Raw genomic sequence first — 19,515 nt, forward strand, 5'->3', positions numbered from 1 at the left:
AGTCTAAGGGACGCTCCGACCCCGGCGCGCACAGGTCCGCGGGGGCGCTGGCGCGCAGAGGCGCTCCCGGGAGCTCGGTCTGCGGGGGCGCAGAGCGCAGGGGCCGCCCCCGCGAGCTCGGTCCGCCGGGGCGCAGAGTGCAGGGGTGTCCCGGGAGCTCGGTCTGCGACAGAAAGCTCTGGTTCCATACCGAGCTCTCAGTCGTAGACCGCTCCGTCGACCGCCGTGACACCAGCCCGCCGCTCCCTCAACCGCCGTGGCACCAGCCCGCCACTCCGTCGACCGTCGTGGCACCATCCGGCCCACTCACAACAGCAGGTGGCGATCACACAGCTGCTTCAATTCAGGTGCCTGTGAGAACAGTTTCTGCTTGAAAGTGAACAGCGACATCACCTCATTGAACTTGAAGCGGATGACTTTGTAGCCCATTGCCAGCAGCCGATTGTGCTGTCGGCTTTCCTTATTCATCGTGTCGAAACCACCATCCGCATACTTCTGCGTACCGTCCACGTAGAGGGCGACTCGAGGTTTCGCACGAGCTGCGGCCCCTCGTCCAGCTGGGAAGCTTCCAGCAGCGTCTGCGGAGTCCGGGAAGCTTCGAGCACCGTCTGCTGGGTCCCGGAAACTTCCAGCACCGTCTGTGGAGTCCGGCTTCAGAGGCCCATCGAGGAGGAAGTCGAGCCGTGTCAGCTTCCTCCCGCCATCGAATACCGTGACTTGCTGAACGAACTCGTGCAGCCCCAGCTGGTGGAGAAGCAGCGAAGTCCGGCTCTCCGCGTAGCTTTCCGACAGAGGTGAGACCAACTTCGCCAGCTTCTTGGCTCGCACACTGCCGCGGGTCATCCGCGAGATCGGTCCGGCGAACAGCTTTTCGACCGCTCCGGGCACGTCGTCCATCAGCTGCGGCGGATATCCGAGCCGGAAGATCAGTTCTTCATCATCGCCGAGAAGATGCCGACGCAGCACTTGCTCCATAGCCGCGAATCCGGCGGCCGGTCCCAGAATCGAAATGAGATCCACGGCAGTCCGTGCAGGAGTTGTCATCACTACCCCCTCGTGCATCTCCACGTCGTCACAGGTCGGCCGCCTTCGCCGTTCGATTTCAGCAGTCCGTGAGCTGTCACGGGGGTGGATGACTGAAATCGGTCCTCGCGGCACATCAAACATCCTGATGCGATGAAGATATGCGGCAGAGATACCCCACACCGCATCCCCGCTGCGATACGAGGGGTAGCTGAGGATTCTCAGACGGTTCAGGTGCTCGCGATAGCGCGCTTCGAGTGCCGGGTCGCGCCCCTGCTGTTCTCGCTGGTCCTGCCCCTCGTGATAGCGGATCCACTCATCATTGTCGATGAACTGTGCGAACAGAAGGTGACGCTCGTTCACACAACGGCGTATCACCGAGTACACGCCCCGCCCCAACTTCAGCAGGCAGCATTCAAGGGATTCGCGGACGAGAGCGCTTGCGGCCCCCGCCGCTCTCAGGTCCTGGTAGTAGACGATGTTGAACATCCGGCCAGGCTGGCCTGCTCGCAGCATCTGTGGCCATCCGACGCACTCTGCTTGTGGAAGCGGACGATGCACCCACAAGGCATCTGCGTGCGAGTCATGGCGAAACCCACAGTGCCCAGCGCTCAAGTCGAGCCCGCTGAGAGCGACATTCACATGTCGCCTAGTCCGCGCCGCCCCACGCGAGAGCTCGATCTACGACAGAAAGCACTAGTTCCACACCGAGCCCTCAATCGTGGACCGAGCTGTCGGCTGAACGCCAGTCCACCCACACCGAAAAGTGCACGAGTCGCCCCCGGATGCGCGCACCACTTGCACCACACGCCCCACGCGCCCCACGCGCACCGCACGCACCACGCGCACCAAACGCGCTGGGCCCACCTCCCGATAGGTGAAAGCACGCCACGGCCGAGCACGTCACTCGCGGTGGAGCCAGGCCTCGTAGACCTCCCGTTTCGACAGCCCGAAGCGTTTGGCCACCTGCCCGGCCGCATCCTTGGCGCGTACACCGGAGTCGATCAGTGCGCTGACCTCGCCGAGGTGGTCCTCCGGAGCGGACTCGACCTCGGTGGCACCGGCGAGGACCAGGGTCAGTTCCCCGCGCAGGCCTTCGGCAGCCGCCTCCCGCAGTGAGCCGACCGTCCCGCGCAGGGTCTCCTCGTAGGTCTTCGTGAGCTCGCGGCTGATGCTCATGGGGCGGTCGGCGCCGATCACCTCGGCGAAGTCGTCCATCGCGTCGGCGATGCGGTGCGGGCTCTCGAAGAAGACCATCGTCCGCTTCTCTGCCTTGAGCTCCTCGAGCAGCCGCTTGCGCTGGCCCGACTTGCGCGGGAGGAACCCTTCGAAGCTGAACCTGTCGCTGGGCAGACCGGAGACCGCCAGCGCCATGAGCACCGCGGACGGACCGGGCGTGGACGTGATCGCAAGGCCCGCCTCGGCGCAGGCCTTGACCACGCGATAGCCGGGGTCGGATACGGCGGGCATGCCCGCATCGGAGAGCAGGACGACGGTCTGACCTGCGGCGATGAGCTCGACGAGCTCGGGAGCGCGATAGCTCTCGTTATGGTCGAAGACGCTCATCACGCGGTTCGTGTGCCGCAGTCCCAGACGCTGCGCCAGGGAGAGGAAGCGGCGCGTGTCCTCGGCGGCGATGACATCGGCGGCTTCGACGGTCTGCCGCATCCGCGGACTCGCATCGCCGAGGTTGCCGATCGGAGTCACGACCAGGACGAGTCGTCCCCCGGTGGGGTCCGGCTCGGTGGGGTTCGGCTCGGTGGGGTTCGGCTCGGTGGCGGCGAGTGGAGCGTCCACGTCGAGCTCCCGCTCCGCGACATCGGATTCCTGCGTCACGAAGCGCTTGCTCCGGCGAAGATCACAGCGAACATGCCCAGATACAGGAGCGCCATGAAGGCCCAGAAGAGGATCCACAGAGCCGTGCCGATATATCCGACCCACAGTGCCGCGACCGCCATGCCGTCACCGCGCTCTCCGCGTTCCCGGATCTGCTTGCGCGCGATGTGCCCCATGATGATCCCGGCGATGCCGCCGATGAAGAACGACGAAATGACTCCAAAGATCGAGGCGCACATGCCCACGATGGCGAGCACGTTGGTCGGCGGCAGAGGCTGGTAGACGTAACCCGGGCCACCGGCGTACTGCGCGTTCGCCGCGTAGGCGTTGGAACCGTAGGTGGCGTTGGAACCGTAGCCCGTGTTGGTTCCGTAGGACTGTGCACCGTGTCCCCCGTCGGCGTTCGACTGGGGCTGCTGGTAGTACATGTCCGGGTTGTTCCAGTTGTCCTGGCTGCTCATGGCGAATTCTCCTTGCGTCTGCCTTCAACGGTACAGAGTCGGCGATACCGGCAAAAGGCGACGTGGTTACAGGTCTGTCACAGTTGCGGGGCGCGGGACGGTGGCTCGGCCGCGCGTGGTGTGCTGGTTCGGCCCCAGCGTGGGCCCGGGGCGCGGCCCCAGGCCGGTGTTGGCTCGGCCCCGCGTGGTGTGCTGGTTCGAGGCCGGGCCTCGAGCGGCCGCGGAGCAGCTGAGCGCAACGTAACGGTTCGTCAGCTGATCGTCGCGCCTTCTGCAGCGATGACGAAGCCGATCATCAGCGCAATGACTCCGAAGTAGGCCAGCCAGAAGAGGATCCAGAAGATCACACTCAGGTAGCTCAGCCACAGCGCGGCCACCGCCATTCCGTTGCCGCGTTCGCCTCGGCGCTTGATCTGGGAGCGGGCGATGTGGCCGAAGATGATGCCGACGAAGCCGAGGAGGAAAACGGAGGAGACGAACGAGATGAGGGAGAGTACGAACGCGACGATCGCTGAGGAGTTCGTCGGTGCGAGCTGCTGGCAGACGACGACCGGTGCCGAGCTGCCATAGGTGACGGGACCCGAGCTGCCGTACGTGACCGGTGCCGAATTGCTGTAAGTGACAGGCGCCCGCATCGCCACCCGAGCCTGAGCGGCAGGGACTGTTCCGACTTTCGCCGAGGAGTGGCTCGATCCGGTGTACGTGCTGCCGATGGGCAGTTGACGAGTGTACATATCAGTTGTGCTCCGAAAGCTGTGGCCGTCTTCCGGGAGGCCGGTCAGCGGCGCCCCCGATGTCTGGTCACAACGCTATCGAGGTGAGGCGCGCTCGGGCTCCGAATCGTGTTGCAGTCCTGCACCACGGGTGACGGCGCCGAAATCGCACCCGCCGAGGCGGCTCAGTAGCCGCTCATCATCGCCATGAAGCCGAGTCCGAAGACGCCGATCATGATGATCAGCCCCAACAGGCCGAGGGCAATGCTGACGTAACCCATGATCAGACCTGCGATCCCCTGACCACGACCGTCTTCGCCGGTTCGCTTGATCTGGCTCAGTCCGATGTGGCCGAAGATGACGGCGAGGATCGGTGCGACCCACAGGAACATCGCGACGATGCTGAACAGGAATCCGATGAGCGGCAGCAACGACAGCAGCCCACAGACGAACCCACCGCCGATTCCGATGATGCCCATCCACATCGACCACACGGCCAACTTGTTGGGCACGGGGCGCACGAACATCGGCTGCGCACCGTAGGTCATCGGTTGGCTGTAGACACCCGGGTGGCTGTAGGCGCCATAGGCACTCGGCTGACTGTAGGCACCGGACTGACTGTATGGATCTGGCTGACTGTACGATCCCGACTGTCCGTACGAACCGTAGGCACCGGGCTGGCTGTACCCGTCCTGCGAACCGTAGGCACCGAGCTGGCCGTATCCCTGCGAACCGTAGCCTCCGCCCTGCGAGCCATAGCTTCCGCCCTGCGAACCGTAACCCCCGCCCTGCGAACCGTAGGCGCCGGACTGGCCGTATCCCTGCGGGTACGGCTGACCTTGGGAGTATGTCTGTCCACTCCCATCAGGCTGACCCTGCGAGTATTGCCCGGAACCGTTCTGCGGCTGGGATCCATAGTTGGCGTTGAACTGCTGCGAGCCGACCTGAGGTGGATCACTCGGGCGGTATTCGGGGTTGTGGGACACGTTCTGCACCGTTTTCACTCAGACACTGCTTGTACCCCACCACTTTAGTCGTGCACGTCGGCGAATGCCCAAGAATCTCACGCGCAAGCAACCCTGCCCCCTTCGTCGGCCCTGCCCTGCCGATCATTTGAGACCCCAACCGCCCCTGCCAAGCGCATTCGATCCCCTGCCGATCGCAAGCGACCCCCACCGCCCCCTGCGGGTCGCATCAGAGCCCGGGCAGGCGCGAACTCTAGACTGTAAGACGATGACACACACAGCAGACTCCCCCTCCCCCACCAGGCGCATCGCCCGCGAGCGCCTCGCGCGCAAACGCGAACAGGTGCGCGCCGGAGCTGCGGCGATGCGTCGCGAGACCTTCCACGCCGGCATGTGGGCCACCCGCGCACCGGTGTGGATGTGGCCGGCCCTGCTGGTCATCACCGGCATCGGCGCGGCCCTGCGCCTGTTCCGTCTCGGTTTCCCCCACCGCCTGATCTTCGACGAGACGTACTACGTCAAGGACGGCTACTCGGTCTTCAACTTCGGCTACGAACGCTCCTGGCCCGAGAACGCCGACGACTCCTTCAACGCCGGCGACCCCAGCGTCATCGAACCGACCCCCGAATACGTCGTCCACCCGCCGCTGGGCAAATGGCTCATCGGCATCGGCATCGACCTCTTCGGCGCCGACGACTCGTTCGGCTGGCGCTTCTCCGTCGCGATCATCGGCACCCTGACGATCTTCCTCATCGGCGTCATCGCCTGGAAGCTCTTCCGCTCGGCGTTCTTCGCCTGCGTCGCCGCCGGCCTCCTCTCCATCGACGGTGAGCACTTCGTCCACTCCCGCACGAGCCTGCTCGACATCGTGCTCATGGCCTTCGTCCTCCTCGCCTTCTTCTTCGTCCTCCTCGACCGAGAACAGGTGACGAAGCGCCTCGCCCGGTGGACGCCATCGACTGCGGATCCGCACCGGTCGGAATCCCCCGTCGCCGAGGCGGCTCCCCCGACCGCGGCAGCCCGACGCAGGCGTGACCGGAAGGAAAGGGACGAGATCAACTTCGGGCCCCGCCTCGGCGTGCGTCCCTGGATCATCGCCGCCGGCATCAGCGTGGGCCTGGCCATGGGGGTGAAGTGGTCGGGTCTCTATGCGGCCGCCGCGTTCGGGATCCTCCTCGTCGCGTGGGATGTGCATTCGCGGTATCGGGCCGGGGTCGTGCATCCGTGGCTGGGCATGCTCATCCGCGACAGCATTCCCTCGTTCCTCAAACTCGTGCCGACCGCCTTCGTGACCTACCTCGCCTGCTGGAGCGGGTGGATCCGCTCGGACGATGCGTGGGACCGGCAGTGGGCGGCGGAGAACTTCGGCTGGTGGCAGTCGCTGCCGGAATGGCTGCAGTGGCTGCCCTCGCTCGCGCATTACCACTACACGGCGTACTCGTTCCACGTCGGACTCGATTCCGAACACCCCTATATGTCGAACCCGTGGGGCTGGATCGTCCAATGGCGGCCGACCTCGTTCTACTACGAGTCCTACGACCAGGGCGACATGGGGTGCCTGGCGGACAAGTGCTCCTCGGCGATCACCTCGGTCGGCAATCCCGTGATCTGGGGGCTGGCGCCGTTCGCGGTCCTCATCTGCCTCATCGTGTGGATCATCCGCCGCGATGTCCGCCCGGCCGTCATCCTCGCCGGACTGGCCGCGACCTGGCTGCCCTGGTTCGCCTACCAGGAGCGGACCATCTTCACGTTCTACACCATCGTCATGGTGCCCTTCGTCGTCCTCGCCGTCACCTACTGCCTCACCCTGCTGTGGGGTCGGGCACCGGGGAGGCAAGCCTCGAGGCGTCGACCGCGTCTCGCGCGGATCTCGACCGCCCTGTTCGCACGCCGCATGAGCGTCGGAATCATCCTGGCCGCGGCCGTTCTCGCCTTCGCCTACTTCTGGCCCATCTACACCGGCGAGGTCATCCCGTTCACCGCGTGGAACAACCGAATGTGGAACATCACCTGGCGCTGACCCCCGATCCCGGCGCGTGAGACGCTCGGCTCGATGCCTCGTTCAACGACGAATCAGGATTCAGCGCCTGCCACGCATCGAAACCCTGACGCGTCGTTGAACAAGCGACTTCCGCCGTCAACCCGCCGATCCGAGACGTCGTCCCGACCGCCGGTTCGAGACGGCTCCCGCCGCCGACTCATGGCGTCGGACGGTCCGTCACGGCTTCGCCATCGAAGGGTCGCCTCGGCGACATGGCACGTTCACCTTGAGGTAACACCGCGTCGTTAGCGTCGAATCATTGTGAATGATCTTTCGACGACTCCCGCACCCACCGCACCCGACACACATCGGGCGGTGGCCATCATCCCGGCCCGCGGCGGCTCCAAGGGCATCCCCCTGAAGAACCTGCAGAAGGTCGCGGGCATCTCGCTGCTGGCTCGCGCCATCAACGCCGCCCAGGCCAGCCCCAGCATCGACCGCGTGATCGTCTCGACCGACCACGAGGGCATCGCCGCCGAAGCCCTGCGCACCGGCGCCGAGGTGTCCCACCGTCCCGCAGAGATCGCCGGCGACACCGCGACCAGCGAATCCGCACTCATCCACACCCTGTCGACCCTCGACGAGGACTACGACATCACGGTCTTCATGCAGTGCACTTCCCCCTTCATCGACTCCGCCTCCGTCGAGAACGCGGTGCGCGCCGTCCGCGACGACGAAGCCGATGTCGTGTTCTCCGCGGTCGAGGACCACTCCTTCCTTTGGCGGATCGACGACGGCGACCAGGCGGTGGCCGTCGGCCACGAGGCCGCCTATCGTCCCCGCCGCCAGGACCGGGCCAAGCACTTCAACGAGACCGGTGCCTTCTACGTCATGCGCACCGCCGGCCTGCTCGAACACGAGCACCGCTTCTTCGGCCGCATCGGCATCGAGGAGGTCCCGCCCGAACACGCTCGCGAGATCGACGACATGTCCGACCTCAGCCTCGTCCGCGCCATCGCCTCCACCCAGGAGACCGCGCAGGTCATCGACGTCGACGCTCTGGTCACCGACTTCGACGGCGTCCACACCGACGACGGCGCCTACGTCGACGAGGACGGCAACGAGCAGGTCCGCGTCCACCGCGGCGACGGCATGGGCATCTCCCGCCTCGTGCAGTCCGGGGTGCCGGTGATGATCCTGTCGAAGGAGCGCAACCCGGTGGTGACCCGCCGCGCGGAGAAGCTGCAGGTCGACGTCGCGCAGGGCATCGACAGCAAGGCGCACATCCTCAGCGCCTGGATCGAGACCAACGGGCTCGACCCCGCACGCGTGGCCTACGTCGGCAATGACATCAACGACCTCGAAGCCTTCGACGTCGTCGGCTGGCCGATCGCGGTCGCCGACGCCCATCCCAAGGTCCTCGCCGCCGCCCGCATCGTCCTCGACCGGCCGGGCGGCAGGGGGGCAGTCCGTGAGGTCTGCGACCTCATCCCCATCCCCGCCGAGGCGGCCGGATCAGTTCCGAGCCCGACCCTGGCCCCTGTGTCCGCCGCCTTCACAGGCGGACACGCCACCACCGTCCCCGACCGTCAACCGCCCATCCGACAGCAACAGCCGTTGCGCACCAACCACGCAGCCTCGGCGCGTGCCAACCGAAAGCAGGTTTCATGACTGATCGACTCACCCCCGTGGCCATCGGAAACCACCTCCTCGGCCCGAATCAGCCCGTGTACATGATCGGCGAAATCGGCATCAACCACAACGGAGACGTCGAGATCGCCAAGCAGCTCATGGATGTCGCCGTGACCGCCGGCGCGCAGGCCGTGAAGTTCCAGAAGCGCAACCCCGAGGTCGCCGTCCCCGAGCACCAGAAGTCGAAGATGCGCTCGACCCCGTGGGGCGAGATGACCTACATCGACTACAAGCACCGCGTCGAGTTCGGCATCGAGGAGTACGCCGAGATCGACCGCTACGCCAAGGAAGTCGGACTGCAGTGGTTCGCCTCCCCGTGGGACACCGATTCCGTCGACTTCCTCGAGACCGAGTTCGATGCACTCACCTTCAAGGTGGCCTCGGCCTCGCTGACGGACTTCGAGCTGCTGCGGGCCATCGCCGCCACCGGCAAGCCCGTCCTGTGCTCCTCGGGCATGTCCGACTGGGAGACCCTCGACCGCGCCGTCGAGATCTTCGATCGCGACAGGCTCGTGCTCATGCACGCCACCTCGACCTACCCGCTGCCTCCCGACGAGGTCAACCTCATGGCGATCCCTGCCATGCGGCAGCGCTACGGTGTGCCCGTCGGCTACTCCGGCCATGAACTCGGCCTCGAGATCTCCTTCGCTGCCGCAGCCCTCGGAGCCGTCACCATCGAACGCCACATCACCCTCGACTCCTCGATGTGGGGCTCGGACCAGTCCGCGTCGATGGAACCGCGCGAGTTCGCCTCGCTCGTCAAGGGTGTCCGCGTGCTCGAGACCGCGTTCGGCGACGGCGAGAAGCGCGTCATGCCGGGCGAGGAATCGAAGATCGATTCGCTGCGCAAGGTCACCGTCTGAGCCGAGATCGGACCGCCGCGACCGCAGCCGATAGTTCGGCCCCATCACCTCGCCGAGGTGGTGGGGCCGATCCCGTTCGGCTGCATCGAATACGACCCCGTCCCCAGAGGATGGTGCCTCTCTTGCGCCGTCACCCGCCGAGGTGTCGGAGCCTCCGAATCACCCGGCGGGCCCGCCACTGCACACCGTGCCGGAGCTTGCGAGCGAGCACTCTCGCCTCTTCGCCGGCGGTCCTGCTGCGTTCGGCCGCGAGCGCTGCCCGTTCTCGCGCGACCTCGCCGATGAGCGCCGTGACCTCTTGTCCGAGCTGGGTGTTCTCCCGCTCGAGGCCTGCGATGTCCATACGTGTTCGGTCGAGTTCGGCCCGCGCCTCGTCGTGCTCGGCCTCGAGCAGATTCAGCCGCGCCTCGGACTGCGCCTTCAACTCCCTCAGTTCACTCAGCGCCTGCTCGTGTCCGCGTCGGACGTGTGTGAGCTCTCGACGAGTGCGGGCAAGGGTGCGGGACTGCTGCGCGGCGACCTCCTCGGATTCGGAGACCGCGGCGACATGGAACTCCTCGGCGCGGATGTCCTCCGAGGTCCGGAGCACGCCATGCACACCGACGGATGTTACGCGGCCGCGGCCGTCATCTGCCGGAACGGTCTTCGCCCCGGAACACGGACGCAGCAAGCGGCTGATGTCGGCGAGGTTGTCGGCGGTGACCTCGGCGAAGCGGGCACGGGTATCGGCCAGGTCGGCCTGCAGATCGCCGCCGGAAGCATAGGCGTCCTCGAGGGCTGCGACCATGCGCTCGGCAAGCACCTCGGCGCGCACCTTTCGCACATCGGCGGGCCGCGCACCGTCCGTCACATCGCCGCTCGCGGCCGCCTCGGCGGGGTCGATGCTCCCACCCGGCGTCTGACCGCTCATCCCCTCGGGTCCGACAGGCACCACGAACTCAGGATGGCCGATGTCGGCGGCGAAGTAGCCGAGCTTGGCGTGCAGATCCAGCGAGATCGGGATCGCCCCGACCCCGAAGGGGATCATCTGCGCGTGCCCCCGCCCGCCGAGCACATACGGCACGGAGCTCAAGACGTCGATGCCGGTGAAGAACCCGACGTCATGACCGTTTAGGCGCACCTCCTCCACTCCGGGCACCTCGGCGATCAGGCGCCTGGACACCTCGGCGTCGTCGGGGTGGAACGGTGTGCTCAGCACCTTCCACCCCCTGCCCGCGAGGATCCGCGCGGCCGTCACCGTCGCCTCGTGGATGGCTTCCGCATCGAAGCCCGCGGCGATCTGGCGAGGATGGACGAGCATCTGGATGGCCACGGTCCTCTCGGCCGGGTCCGGACGCCTGCCCGCCAGCGGTGCATAGAGGTGGTCGAGGATCGTCGTCGGGCAGGGCTGATAGGCGATGCGGTCCCGCTCGCCCAGCAGCCGCCCCATGGTCTCCATGCTGCCGGTGTTGCGCAGGCCGAAGAAGACCGACCGGTCGAGCACTCGGCCGACATGAGTGCGCATGAGCTCGTCGAAGTCCGGCTGCCCGGGGAAACGGTTGTCCCCGAGCGCGTAGACGATGAGCGGGACCTCGAGGGCGGCGAGCGCCTCGGCGGAGATCTTCCACTGCCAGCCGGACAGGCGATTCGGGTTCGTGTCCTGGAGGAACAGTCCTCCCCCTCCGATGACCACGGCATCGGCGGTGGCGTTGATCCGCTCGACGGCCGCCTCGTCGACTTCGCGTCGCAGGGCCGCCGCCGAGGTGAACGTGAACCTCGGCTTCGTCCCGCCCGAATCCGTTCCGCCCAGTACTCGGAAAGCGTCTCTGACGACGGGGAACAGTGCTTTGTCGCCGAAATTGCCCCAGGTCGGAATGTCGAAGTGGAAGAGTCTCAGAGCCGCCATCGGCCAAGACTACGGCCGGCTGAAGAACACCGGGTGAACAGGCGGGGGCGTGTGCGTACACCTGCTCGCCACCTTCTGTTCTCCTGCCGCCTCTACGATCGTTCGGACGTGCACAGCACCCGACCCGGGCCAGCTCCCGGAAACCGCGGAAGGGGCGACCACCTGCCCCATCCGGCGCGCGAAAGGACCCAATGCCCACACCAGTCGTCAGCGTCATCATCGCAGCGAAGGACGCCGAGGCCACCATCGGCGGGACTCTCACGAGCCTGGTCAACCAGGACTTCGCCGCCCATGAACTCGAGGTCATCGTCGTCAACGACGGCTCGGTCGATGACACGACCGGGGTGATCGGCGAATACTCCGAGCGGCTCAATCTCATCGAGATCCACAACGCGGACTCCCGCGGAGTCTCCACGGCTCGCAACACCGCGCTCGAGGCCGCGACCGGGCAGACGATCACCTACCTCGACGCCGACGACTGGTACGCCCCGGGCCACCTGCGCTCCCTGACCGGCGCCATCACCGGACTGGGTGTGGACTTCGTGAAGACGAACTACCTCATCGTCAACGGCTTCAACCGCAAGCTTCGCCGAGCCCCCTGCGCCCAGCACAACACGGCCTTGAATCCGCGGGACTTCATCCTGCCCCATGACGCTTCGACGATGGTCGACTTCCCCGAATGCTGGACGGGCATCTACTCCCGGTCGATGGCCGAGCGCGGACTGCTCGACTTCGATCCGTCCCTGCGCACCTGCGAGGACCGGCCCTGGACGTGGCGCCATCACCTCGAGGCCGAATCCTTCGCCGTCGTCGACACCGCGGGGCTGTGCTACCGCAAGGGCAGCACCACCTCGTTGACGGCCGTTTTCGACGAGCGTCAGCTCGACTTCATCCCCGCCTTCCGCTCCGTCTTCGCGATGCTCGAGGCAGACCCTGGCCTCCGCCGTTTCGAGCAGAAGGCGGTGCGCAACTTCCTGTCGATCCTCTACTTCCAGATCGTCAACCGCGGTTCGTCGATGTCGCGGGCCGTGCGCGAGAAGCTCACCATCGGAGCGGTGAACACGCTGAGATCGGTCGGCGGCGATGTCATCGATCTCGCCCTGGCCAACTTCGGCGAACGCCGACTGCCCGTCATCGACCCGATCGTCAGGAGGGCCCGCTGATGGCTCAGATCATCGAGATCTCCACCCAGTACCAGCTGGCGAACGTCGTCGCCCTCATCCGGTCCGGCCGCCTCGGTGAGGTCGGGGAACGCCGCATCCTCGTGGTGGCCAACAACTCCTTCGCCCCGGAGCTGACCCCGGCCGCCGATGCCATGCCCGGCTCGCGCGGTCTGCTCGCCGACTTCGATGCGGTCATCGATTGGAATGCCGCGATCTGGCCGAATCACCCGAAGGCCTTCGGCATCTCCGGCGAGCGCGCCCCGATCATGGAGCGTGCCCTGCGGCGGGAGTGGGGCATCGGCGATCGTGAGCCGGTCGAGCTCATCGTCGAGTCCCTGCCCGGCCACCCTGCCGGGGCGCTGACGCAGATCTTCGCCACCGCCGCGATCAGCGTCCATTCGGACGGACTGATGAGCTACGGACCGATCCGCAATCCGCTCACCCTGCCGCAGTGGCAGCGGCTGCGGGCGATCTTCTACACGGACCTGCTGCCGGGCATCACCCCACGTCAGCTGGCCGAGCACGACCCCGACAGGGTGGTGCTGCCGACCGCGGAACTGGCCTCGGTCATCGACGATATGACCGCCGAGGTGGCCGAGGAGCTCGCAGCCGCCGGCCTGAACTCGCGGATCGATGGCAGTGCGCTCGTGCTCGGGCAGTACCTCGCTCAGCTCGACCTCATCACCGGCGAGGAGGAGCTCGAGCTGCACCGGCAGATGATCGACGCGGTCAGGGACAGCGGGCTGAGCACGGTGATCTTCAAACCGCACCCCACCTCGGCGCGGACGACGATCGAACCGCTGCGTCGCCGCTGTGAGGAGGCCGGCCTCGATTTCGTCCTCGCCGATGTCCCGCTGCTCGCCGAGATCGTCGTTTCGGCCACCCGCCCCGAACTCGTCGTCTCCTGTTTCTCGACCGGTCTGGCGACGGCGAAGGGACTCTACGGCTGTCAGACCGCAGCCGTCGGCACCGAGAGGCTGCTGACCGATCTGGCTCCGTATCAGAACAGCAACCGGATTCCGCTGACGATCGTCGACGCCCTCCACTCGGGACGGTTCGAACTGCCCGACGGCCTGGCTGGGGCACGCGACCTCAACGGGCTCATCGACGCCGTCACCTACTGCATGCAGCCGAGCTCCGCCGAGCATCTGCGTGGCAGCGCCATCGACTTCCTGCGCTCGGCGGTCGGCGGGCCGGACATGAAGTACTTCAAACGCAAGCGCCTGACCGCGCTCGACCTGCCGGGACGGCTGCAGGCGCCGCTGCACCGGAAGACTCTCAGCGCGGCCAAGCGCCGTCTGACCGCCGGAGCGAAACGCACCCAACGCGTGCTCAAGGACTATGGCATCACCGTCGATGCATCGAAGCTGAGGAAGAATGGCTGAGCTGCTGATGACTGCGAAGAACGACACCCCGAAGCCCGACAAGAAGACCTGCAAGAAGCCCGGCAAGCGGGCCGGCAAGAAGCCCGACGAGCGGCCCGGCAACAAGCGGACCCGGCTGGCATCCGTCGCGTTCGTCGAATCCCCCCTGCAGTTCCTCTCCGCGCTCGAATCCCATGAGCCGCACGAGGACCTGCTCATCCGCGCGCGGGCGAACGCGAAGGGCATGACCTCGTTCCTCGACGCCTTCGACACCGCCTGGCTGCCGGAGAATGTGCGCCTCGAACGCGAAGGCGCGAAACCGGGTGTGCTGCGGAAGGCGAACTTCGACCGGATCTACCTCGGCGATGCCTGCTCGGGACAGGTGCACAAGGCGCTGTCGCTGGCCTATCTGGAGCGTCGCATGCCCGAGGTCGTCATCCTCGACGACGGTCTGGCCACCTACTCGACGATCGAGATCCTCACCGCCAAACGCGGGCCCCTCGTCCGGCCCAGGCAGAAACTCAAGGCTTCACGCACGGTCATGGCCGCTCATGTCGCCGACCGTCTGCGCGGCCTGGCAATGGCCGGCCGACTGCGCTGGCACACCGCGCTGCCGGTGTCCAAACCTCTGCGCAAGGCCTTCCTCAAGACCGGCGGCGAGATCACCCGACACAGGTTCGAACACCTCCAGACCCTGCCCACCGGCGGCAGCCACCCGCGCGACAACCCGGTCATCGGTTCGGCACTGGCCGCCGACGGGCTCATCGACGCAGCCGCCTACCGAGCGTGGGTCGACGAGATCACCGACACCCACGGCTCGATCACCTACTATCCGCATCGGCGCGAGACCGACGAATTCCTCGCCGACCTCGCCCGCGATGACCGCGTGCGGATCAAGCACGTCGGCCTGCCGATCGAACTGCGCCTGGTCAACCTGCCGCCCGGTTCGACGATCCGCAGCCTGCCCTCGACCGCGGCGGTGTCCCTGGCCGTGCTCAATCCGGACGTGACCATCAGCGTCACCGAGGTTCCCGCGCAGTGGTGGACCGGTGCCTCGCCCGATAGTCTGCGGAAGTCCCTCAACGCCCAGGCGGTCAAGGCAGATGTGGATTCCTGAACCACCGGAGACCGTCCGCATCCTCTCCGTCTCCGACAGCGAGTCCTACCTCAAATGGGCGACCCAGCTGCTGAGCAGCCTGCCCGACGTCGAAGGTCGCGTCGTCCTCATCGACAACCCGATCCTGCCGACTGCCGAACAGATCGCCAGCGCCGTCGCCGGCACCGCCTGGCAGCATCGGGAGATCCCCGTCATCACCCGCCGCGACCTGGCACGGGTCATCGCCGACCACTCCCCCGACATCGTCCTCGGCGCCGCCACCGGCCCGATCGTCGCCCAGGTCTTCCTCACCGCACATATGCTCGCGCATCGCCCGGCCCTGGTCTCGGGCCTGCCGGGAATGGGGCTGCCCGCCCGCAGCAAGGGGATGAATTATCGCCGACTGATGGATGCGTTCATCACCCACTCCTTCGCCGAGGCGGCCGCCTATACCGAGGCCAGCACCCGAACGCAGGTGCCCTGCGAGGTCCTGCTCGCGCGTCTGCCGATGCTGCGATCGGCAGGAATCCCGCAGCTCATCGCCGAGGCTCCCCGCACCTTGGTCTTCGCCCCGCAGGCCAAGGTTCCCGAAGGCCGGGAGGAGCGAGAGGCGATCGTTGCGGCCCTGGCCGAATTCGCACATCGGCACGACGGTTCGAGGGCCGTCATCAAGATGCGCTCCCGCCTCGGCGAATTCGAGACCCACCACGAGCAGCATTCCTACCTCGAGATCCTCGAGGGACTTCGCCGACGGGGTGTTCCGGGAGCCGAACAGATCGAGCTGGGTCACGGCCCTCTGACGGACTTCCTGACTCCCGGTTCTGGGCTGGTCACAGTGTCGTCGACGGCGGCCCTCGAATCCATCGACCGCGGCATTCCCACCCTGCTCATCTCTGACTTCGGCTTCGACCCCGGTCTGCTCAATGAGGTCTTCGCAGATTCCGGTGCGACCGGGACTCTCGCCGAGGTGGCCGCCGGGACGATCGGCTTCCCCGACCCCGAATGGTTGGCCGAGAACTACTTCCACCCTGAGGACAGTCAGCTGCGCCGCAGCCTGGGGCTGCTGGCCACCCGCGCCCGGACCGCTCAGCTGCCGAACCGTAGGTCCGACGTGCTCAGGCAGAAGCGTGTGCTGCTGCGCGCCGAGCTGCGCACGATCACCCCAGCCCCCGTCATCAGCGTCTACCGGAAGCTGCGCTGCCTCGGCTGAGGAGGTCGTGAGCCTCTGGAAGCCTCAGCCGCGGTCGTCGGGGACGGTGCGGGGTTCTTCCAGCGGGACGACCACCTCGGCGTCGGGGGCTTCGTCCTTGAACACCCACGTCCGGTAGGCGTAGAAGCGGAAGAGTGTGGCCAGACCGATGCCGACGATGTTCGTCGAGATGTTGTAGGTGAGCTGGTCGCGCATATCCAGCAGGTACCACGTCACGCCGAGCGGGATGACGGAGATGATCATTCCAGCGAAGTTGACGGCGACGAAGAGGACGACGCCGCGCATGTTCGACTGGGTGGTCCGGTCCCCATAGGTCCAGAGTCTGTTGCCGATCCAGACAACGATCATGGCGAGGACGGTCGAGATGATCTTCGACTTGATCGGACTGCCCTCGAGCAGTGCAGGGATCGGCCCGAGACCGTAGGCGAGCACGTTGGACAGTCCCACGTCGACGATATATCCGAGACCGCCGACGGTGAGGAACTTGAAGGCTTCCACCGCGAGGCGCCGAAGTCGGACCGAAACAGGCTCTTTCATAACTGCCCCCCAGTCTATGCCGCTAGGTTTCGCACTCGCTGGAAGCCGGGCCGGACATGTTGCTCAGCGGCACGCCTGCCCCGCGTCGCCACATCGCGAGCGCGAGCACCATGGCCGCGCTCACCGCCAGTGCCGGCCAGAAGGTGTAACGGAAATGGTTGGCCGGCACGATCGGGAAATATCCGATGACATAGCACAGCGCCGAGGTGGCCAAGGCCGTGATCTCGGGCCAGAAGGAGCGTGCGCGGGTGGCTGAGGCGCGCTCTTCGACCGATTGCCTTCTCTTCTTATACTTGCACCATCCGAGGCCGAGCAGCCAGACAGCCACGAGCGTCCAGAACCATGGGGTGAACAGCATCGGGAACGTCCCCAGCGCGAAGTCCTCCACATAGGGTCTGACGATGTAGTCGGCTTTGGCGTTGCCGGGCTCGATCCCGGCCTTCTCGGCTTCGCCGTGCCATTCCGCCGGCCAGTATTCGAGGGCCGAGGTGAAGAAGTAGTGAGAGAACACTGCCGTGCGGTACTCGACGTAGCGCAGCGGATGAGTGATCACCTCGTGAAGCCACAGCTGCCGGAGTTCGTCCTGGTAGGCGATCGGAGAGAAGTCCTCTCCGCTTTCCCCTTTGCCGTAGCAGTTCCAGTAGGAGTCCCAGATCTCGTTCTTCTCCAGGCATCTGTCGCGGGCGGAGCTGATGTGCTCCTTGAGCTCGGTCGGGGCGTCGGCGGCCATGAGCTCGGCATCCGAGACGGAGAACATCACGTCGTCGAGCATGATCTGCGAGATCTGGCCGGTCTTCTCGACCTCCACCTGTGAAGCGATGGCTGCTTCGGTGACCTTGACGCCTCCGCCGATGAGCGCGAGCACGACCAGCGACATCACGGCGATGGGAAGGAAGGGGCGGTCCCGGCGACCGGCTCGGCGTTGCCGATGCCCGAGTCGTCGATGTTCTCGCCACAGGCCGAGCAGACAGTATCCGCCGAAGACGGCGATCGGCACGACGGCGAAGACAGCGTTCTTCCGCACCGCCACCGCATACACGAGCAGCGCCAAGGCAGGGAACCATAGCGGCCACGTCTTCGGAGCGAAGCGAGTGATGACGATGAGCACCGCGCCGAGCAAAAGCGCGACGGCCATCTGCGTGTCCTTCCACAGTGTCGTCATCTGCGAGACGACCCACGGGGTGATCATGATGGCCGGCCCCAGCAGTGAGACCCACCTCGGAGCGCCCGTGCGGTGCACCAGCACGCCGATGAGCCAGGATGCCACGGCCAGCAAGCCGACCTGCAGCACGAGCAGGCTTCCGGCCTCTCCGGTCAGTGCCAGCAGCCCGCGCCACAGCACGCCCATGACCGGAGGGTGCCAGTCGGTGAAGGGGTGTTCTCCCGTCGCCTGCAGGTACTGTTCGGCGATATCGACGTTGACGCGTCCGGGGTAGAACAGCCGGATGAAGAGCAGCGACCAGACAGCGGTGAGCACCGCCAGCAGCAGATCCCACAGCAGCGGCGAGTCCAGCCGCAGAGGCGACCCTGAGCCGGCGGGGCGACGAGCGGACTGAAGAATTCGCGCGGCTTTCGGTCGTGGTTCGCTCATGAAGCCAGGCGTGCCCGCACCCGTGCGTCGACCCCGGCAGCAGCGGTTCGCTCACCGACGGCGGGCAGGCTGAGGTAGGCCAGCCGCGAGGTCTCCCGCCGGGCCCGGCGGAGCCCGTCCAGTGTCAGTCCCACGCTGGCGAGCAGGAACGCCAGCCCCATGAGTGCGGCGGCCAGGATCGCCGTCGGGAATCGGGGCACGAGTCCGGTCTGCCAGAACTCCCACACCACCGGCAGCCCGAACACCAGCGACAGTGCCGCGAGCAGCACGGTGAGTGTGCCGTAGAACAGGCGCGGGCGTTCGTGCCGGACCAGCGCGGAGATGAGCCCGAGGATGTGGAAGCCGTCCTTGAACGTCGACAGCTTCGACTCGCTGCCGTCGGGGCGGTTGCGGAAGTCCACGGCCACCTCGGTGCTGGGAAGGCGCAGGGACATCGTGTGCACGGTCAGCTCGGTCTCGATCTCGAATCGGCGGCTGATCGCGGGGAAGGATTTGACGAAGCGGCGGGAGAACACGCGATAGCCCGAGAGCATGTCGGACACCTGCGAGCCGAACAGCCATCCGGTGAGTAGGTTGAACATCCGGTTCCCGGTCTCATGGCCGGGCCGATACGAGGTGGTTTCCTGATTGTCCTGTCGCACGCCGAGCACGTGGTCGTAGGGGCCGGCGATGAGTGTGTCGATCATCTCCGGCAGGTGGGCCGCTTCGTAGGTGTCGTCGCCGTCGATCATCACATAGATGTCCGCGTCGATGTCGGCGAAGGCCCGCCGGACGACATTGCCCTTGCCCGGGGTGTCCTCCCTGCGCACGATGGCCCCGGCTTCGACGGCACGCTGCGCGGTCCGGTCGCTCGAGCAGTTGTCGTAGACGTAGACCGTGATCCCGGGAACGGCGGCCCTGAGGTCGGTGACAACCTTGGCGACGGTGATCTCCTCGTTGTGGCAGGGAACGATCGCCGCGATGTCCGGTGCTTCGTGCATGCCCTGTCCAATCGTGGTGGGTCTGCGACCGCCGAGGCTGTGCCGGCAGTCTGCTCTGTCGATTCCTCCGGTCTACGCGTCGGACATGGACTGGGGGTTACGACGGAGGAAACGGCACGGCATCTTCGACTGAGCATGACCCAAAAGCACGGGTG

16 protein-coding genes are annotated in these 19,515 nt (G+C 66.3%); 7 read left to right on the forward strand and 9 right to left on the reverse strand.

What is annotated here, in order from left to right; all coding sequences use genetic code 11:
* Positions 1 to 306: 306 nt before the first annotated feature.
* The 5 genes from IIE29_RS02290 to IIE29_RS17085 form a co-directional block, all read right to left on the reverse strand.
* Positions 307 to 1,512 carry a hypothetical protein gene (locus IIE29_RS02290; RefSeq protein ID WP_209323562.1) on the reverse strand — a complete coding sequence of 402 codons (1,206 nt, stop codon included), beginning with the start codon at positions 1,510 to 1,512 and terminating at the stop codon, positions 307 to 309.
* Positions 1,513 to 1,926: 414 nt separating this feature from the next.
* Positions 1,927 to 2,736 (reverse strand): 16S rRNA (cytidine(1402)-2'-O)-methyltransferase, encoded by an 810-nt coding sequence (rsmI, locus tag IIE29_RS02295; RefSeq protein WP_216629556.1) that lies wholly within the window; start codon positions 2,734 to 2,736, stop codon positions 1,927 to 1,929.
* A gap of 119 nt (positions 2,737 to 2,855) precedes the next feature.
* Positions 2,856 to 3,320: a DUF4190 domain-containing protein gene (locus IIE29_RS02300; protein WP_209323563.1), complete on the reverse strand. Its 465-nt coding sequence runs from the start codon at positions 3,318 to 3,320 to the stop codon at positions 2,856 to 2,858.
* Between the two features lie 251 nt (positions 3,321 to 3,571).
* Positions 3,572 to 4,054, reverse strand: a complete 483-nt coding sequence (locus IIE29_RS02305; RefSeq protein WP_209323564.1) for a DUF4190 domain-containing protein — start codon at positions 4,052 to 4,054, stop codon at positions 3,572 to 3,574.
* 164 nt (positions 4,055 to 4,218) lie between these two features.
* Positions 4,219 to 5,037 carry a DUF4190 domain-containing protein gene (locus IIE29_RS17085; protein ID WP_343071761.1) on the reverse strand — a complete coding sequence of 273 codons (819 nt, stop codon included), beginning with the start codon at positions 5,035 to 5,037 and terminating at the stop codon, positions 4,219 to 4,221.
* 229 nt (positions 5,038 to 5,266) lie between these two features.
* On the opposite strand from IIE29_RS17085, the gene IIE29_RS02315 reads away from it, so the two are divergent.
* From IIE29_RS02315 to IIE29_RS02325, 3 genes are all read left to right on the forward strand, one after another.
* Positions 5,267 to 7,018 (forward strand): dolichyl-phosphate-mannose--protein mannosyltransferase, encoded by a 1,752-nt coding sequence (locus IIE29_RS02315; RefSeq protein WP_209323565.1) that lies wholly within the window; start codon positions 5,267 to 5,269, stop codon positions 7,016 to 7,018.
* 279 nt (positions 7,019 to 7,297) lie between these two features.
* Positions 7,298 to 8,650, forward strand: a complete 1,353-nt coding sequence (locus IIE29_RS02320) for a cytidylyltransferase domain-containing protein (RefSeq protein ID WP_425491436.1) — start codon at positions 7,298 to 7,300, stop codon at positions 8,648 to 8,650.
* Positions 8,647 to 9,534, forward strand: coding sequence for an N-acetylneuraminate synthase family protein (locus IIE29_RS02325; protein WP_209323566.1), 888 nt, complete (start codon positions 8,647 to 8,649; stop codon positions 9,532 to 9,534). Before IIE29_RS02320 ends, IIE29_RS02325 begins: the two co-directional genes overlap by 4 nt.
* Positions 9,535 to 9,664: 130 nt before the next feature.
* On the opposite strand, the gene IIE29_RS02330 is transcribed toward IIE29_RS02325, so the two are convergent.
* The gene (locus IIE29_RS02330) at positions 9,665 to 11,419 is read right to left on the reverse strand and encodes a polysaccharide pyruvyl transferase family protein (RefSeq protein ID WP_209323567.1); all 1,755 of its coding nucleotides are present in this window, start codon (positions 11,417 to 11,419) and stop codon (positions 9,665 to 9,667) included.
* Positions 11,420 to 11,610: 191 nt separating this feature from the next.
* Between IIE29_RS02330 and IIE29_RS02335 the strand changes: the two genes are divergently transcribed.
* From IIE29_RS02335 to IIE29_RS02350, 4 genes are read left to right on the forward strand one after another with little or no spacing between them, the layout of a single operon-like run.
* On the forward strand, positions 11,611 to 12,582 hold the full coding sequence (locus IIE29_RS02335) for a glycosyltransferase family 2 protein (RefSeq protein ID WP_209323568.1): 972 nt from the start codon (positions 11,611 to 11,613) through the stop codon (positions 12,580 to 12,582).
* The gene (locus IIE29_RS02340; RefSeq protein ID WP_209323569.1) at positions 12,582 to 13,967 is read left to right on the forward strand and encodes a polysialyltransferase family glycosyltransferase; all 1,386 of its coding nucleotides are present in this window, start codon (positions 12,582 to 12,584) and stop codon (positions 13,965 to 13,967) included. The genes IIE29_RS02335 and IIE29_RS02340 overlap by 1 nt, the downstream gene beginning before the upstream one ends.
* Complete coding sequence (locus tag IIE29_RS02345) at positions 13,960 to 15,063, forward strand: polysialyltransferase family glycosyltransferase (RefSeq protein ID WP_246475641.1); 1,104 nt, start codon at positions 13,960 to 13,962, stop codon at positions 15,061 to 15,063. Before IIE29_RS02340 ends, IIE29_RS02345 begins: the two co-directional genes overlap by 8 nt.
* Positions 15,050 to 16,252 (forward strand): DUF6716 putative glycosyltransferase, encoded by a 1,203-nt coding sequence (locus IIE29_RS02350; protein ID WP_209323570.1) that lies wholly within the window; start codon positions 15,050 to 15,052, stop codon positions 16,250 to 16,252. The genes IIE29_RS02345 and IIE29_RS02350 overlap by 14 nt, the downstream gene beginning before the upstream one ends.
* Before the next feature lie 24 nt (positions 16,253 to 16,276).
* On the opposite strand, the gene IIE29_RS02355 is transcribed toward IIE29_RS02350, so the two are convergent.
* The 3 genes from IIE29_RS02355 to IIE29_RS02365 are packed head-to-tail and all read right to left on the reverse strand — an operon-like array spanning position 16,277 to position 19,360.
* Positions 16,277 to 16,789: a GtrA family protein gene (locus IIE29_RS02355; RefSeq protein ID WP_209323571.1), complete on the reverse strand. Its 513-nt coding sequence runs from the start codon at positions 16,787 to 16,789 to the stop codon at positions 16,277 to 16,279.
* 22 nt (positions 16,790 to 16,811) lie between these two features.
* Entirely contained in the window at positions 16,812 to 18,380 is a 1,569-nt protein-coding gene (locus tag IIE29_RS02360) for a hypothetical protein (RefSeq protein WP_209323572.1), read from the reverse strand.
* The gene (locus tag IIE29_RS02365) at positions 18,377 to 19,360 is read right to left on the reverse strand and encodes a glycosyltransferase (RefSeq protein WP_209323573.1); all 984 of its coding nucleotides are present in this window, start codon (positions 19,358 to 19,360) and stop codon (positions 18,377 to 18,379) included. The genes IIE29_RS02360 and IIE29_RS02365 overlap by 4 nt, the downstream gene beginning before the upstream one ends.
* Between the last annotated feature and the right edge of the window lie 155 nt (positions 19,361 to 19,515).

Source organism: Brevibacterium renqingii, from assembly GCF_017808095.1.
In the GTDB taxonomy this organism is placed as follows: Bacteria; Actinomycetota; Actinomycetes; order Actinomycetales; family Brevibacteriaceae; genus Brevibacterium; species Brevibacterium renqingii.

Bases quoted from the DNA above. Each gene is read 5' to 3' on its own strand.
- IIE29_RS02290 (WP_209323562.1), bottom strand. From the start codon at position 1,512: ATGTTCAACATCGTCTACTACCAGGACCTGAGAGCGGCGGGGGCCGCA.
- IIE29_RS02300 (WP_209323563.1), bottom strand. From the start codon at position 3,320: ATGAGCAGCCAGGACAACTGGAACAACCCGGACATGTACTACCAGCAG.
- IIE29_RS02305 (WP_209323564.1), bottom strand. From the start codon at position 4,054: ATGTACACTCGTCAACTGCCCATCGGCAGCACGTACACCGGATCGAGC.
- IIE29_RS02315 (WP_209323565.1), top strand. From the start codon at position 5,267: ATGACACACACAGCAGACTCCCCCTCCCCCACCAGGCGCATCGCCCGC.
- IIE29_RS02325 (WP_209323566.1), top strand. From the start codon at position 8,647: ATGACTGATCGACTCACCCCCGTGGCCATCGGAAACCACCTCCTCGGC.
- IIE29_RS02330 (WP_209323567.1), bottom strand. From the start codon at position 11,419: ATGGCGGCTCTGAGACTCTTCCACTTCGACATTCCGACCTGGGGCAAT.
- IIE29_RS02335 (WP_209323568.1), top strand. From the start codon at position 11,611: ATGCCCACACCAGTCGTCAGCGTCATCATCGCAGCGAAGGACGCCGAG.
- IIE29_RS02340 (WP_209323569.1), top strand. From the start codon at position 12,582: ATGGCTCAGATCATCGAGATCTCCACCCAGTACCAGCTGGCGAACGTC.
- IIE29_RS02345 (WP_246475641.1), top strand. From the start codon at position 13,960: ATGGCTGAGCTGCTGATGACTGCGAAGAACGACACCCCGAAGCCCGAC.
- IIE29_RS02350 (WP_209323570.1), top strand. From the start codon at position 15,050: ATGTGGATTCCTGAACCACCGGAGACCGTCCGCATCCTCTCCGTCTCC.
- IIE29_RS02355 (WP_209323571.1), bottom strand. From the start codon at position 16,789: ATGAAAGAGCCTGTTTCGGTCCGACTTCGGCGCCTCGCGGTGGAAGCC.
- IIE29_RS02360 (WP_209323572.1), bottom strand. From the start codon at position 18,380: ATGAGCGAACCACGACCGAAAGCCGCGCGAATTCTTCAGTCCGCTCGT.
- IIE29_RS02365 (WP_209323573.1), bottom strand. From the start codon at position 19,360: ATGCACGAAGCACCGGACATCGCGGCGATCGTTCCCTGCCACAACGAG.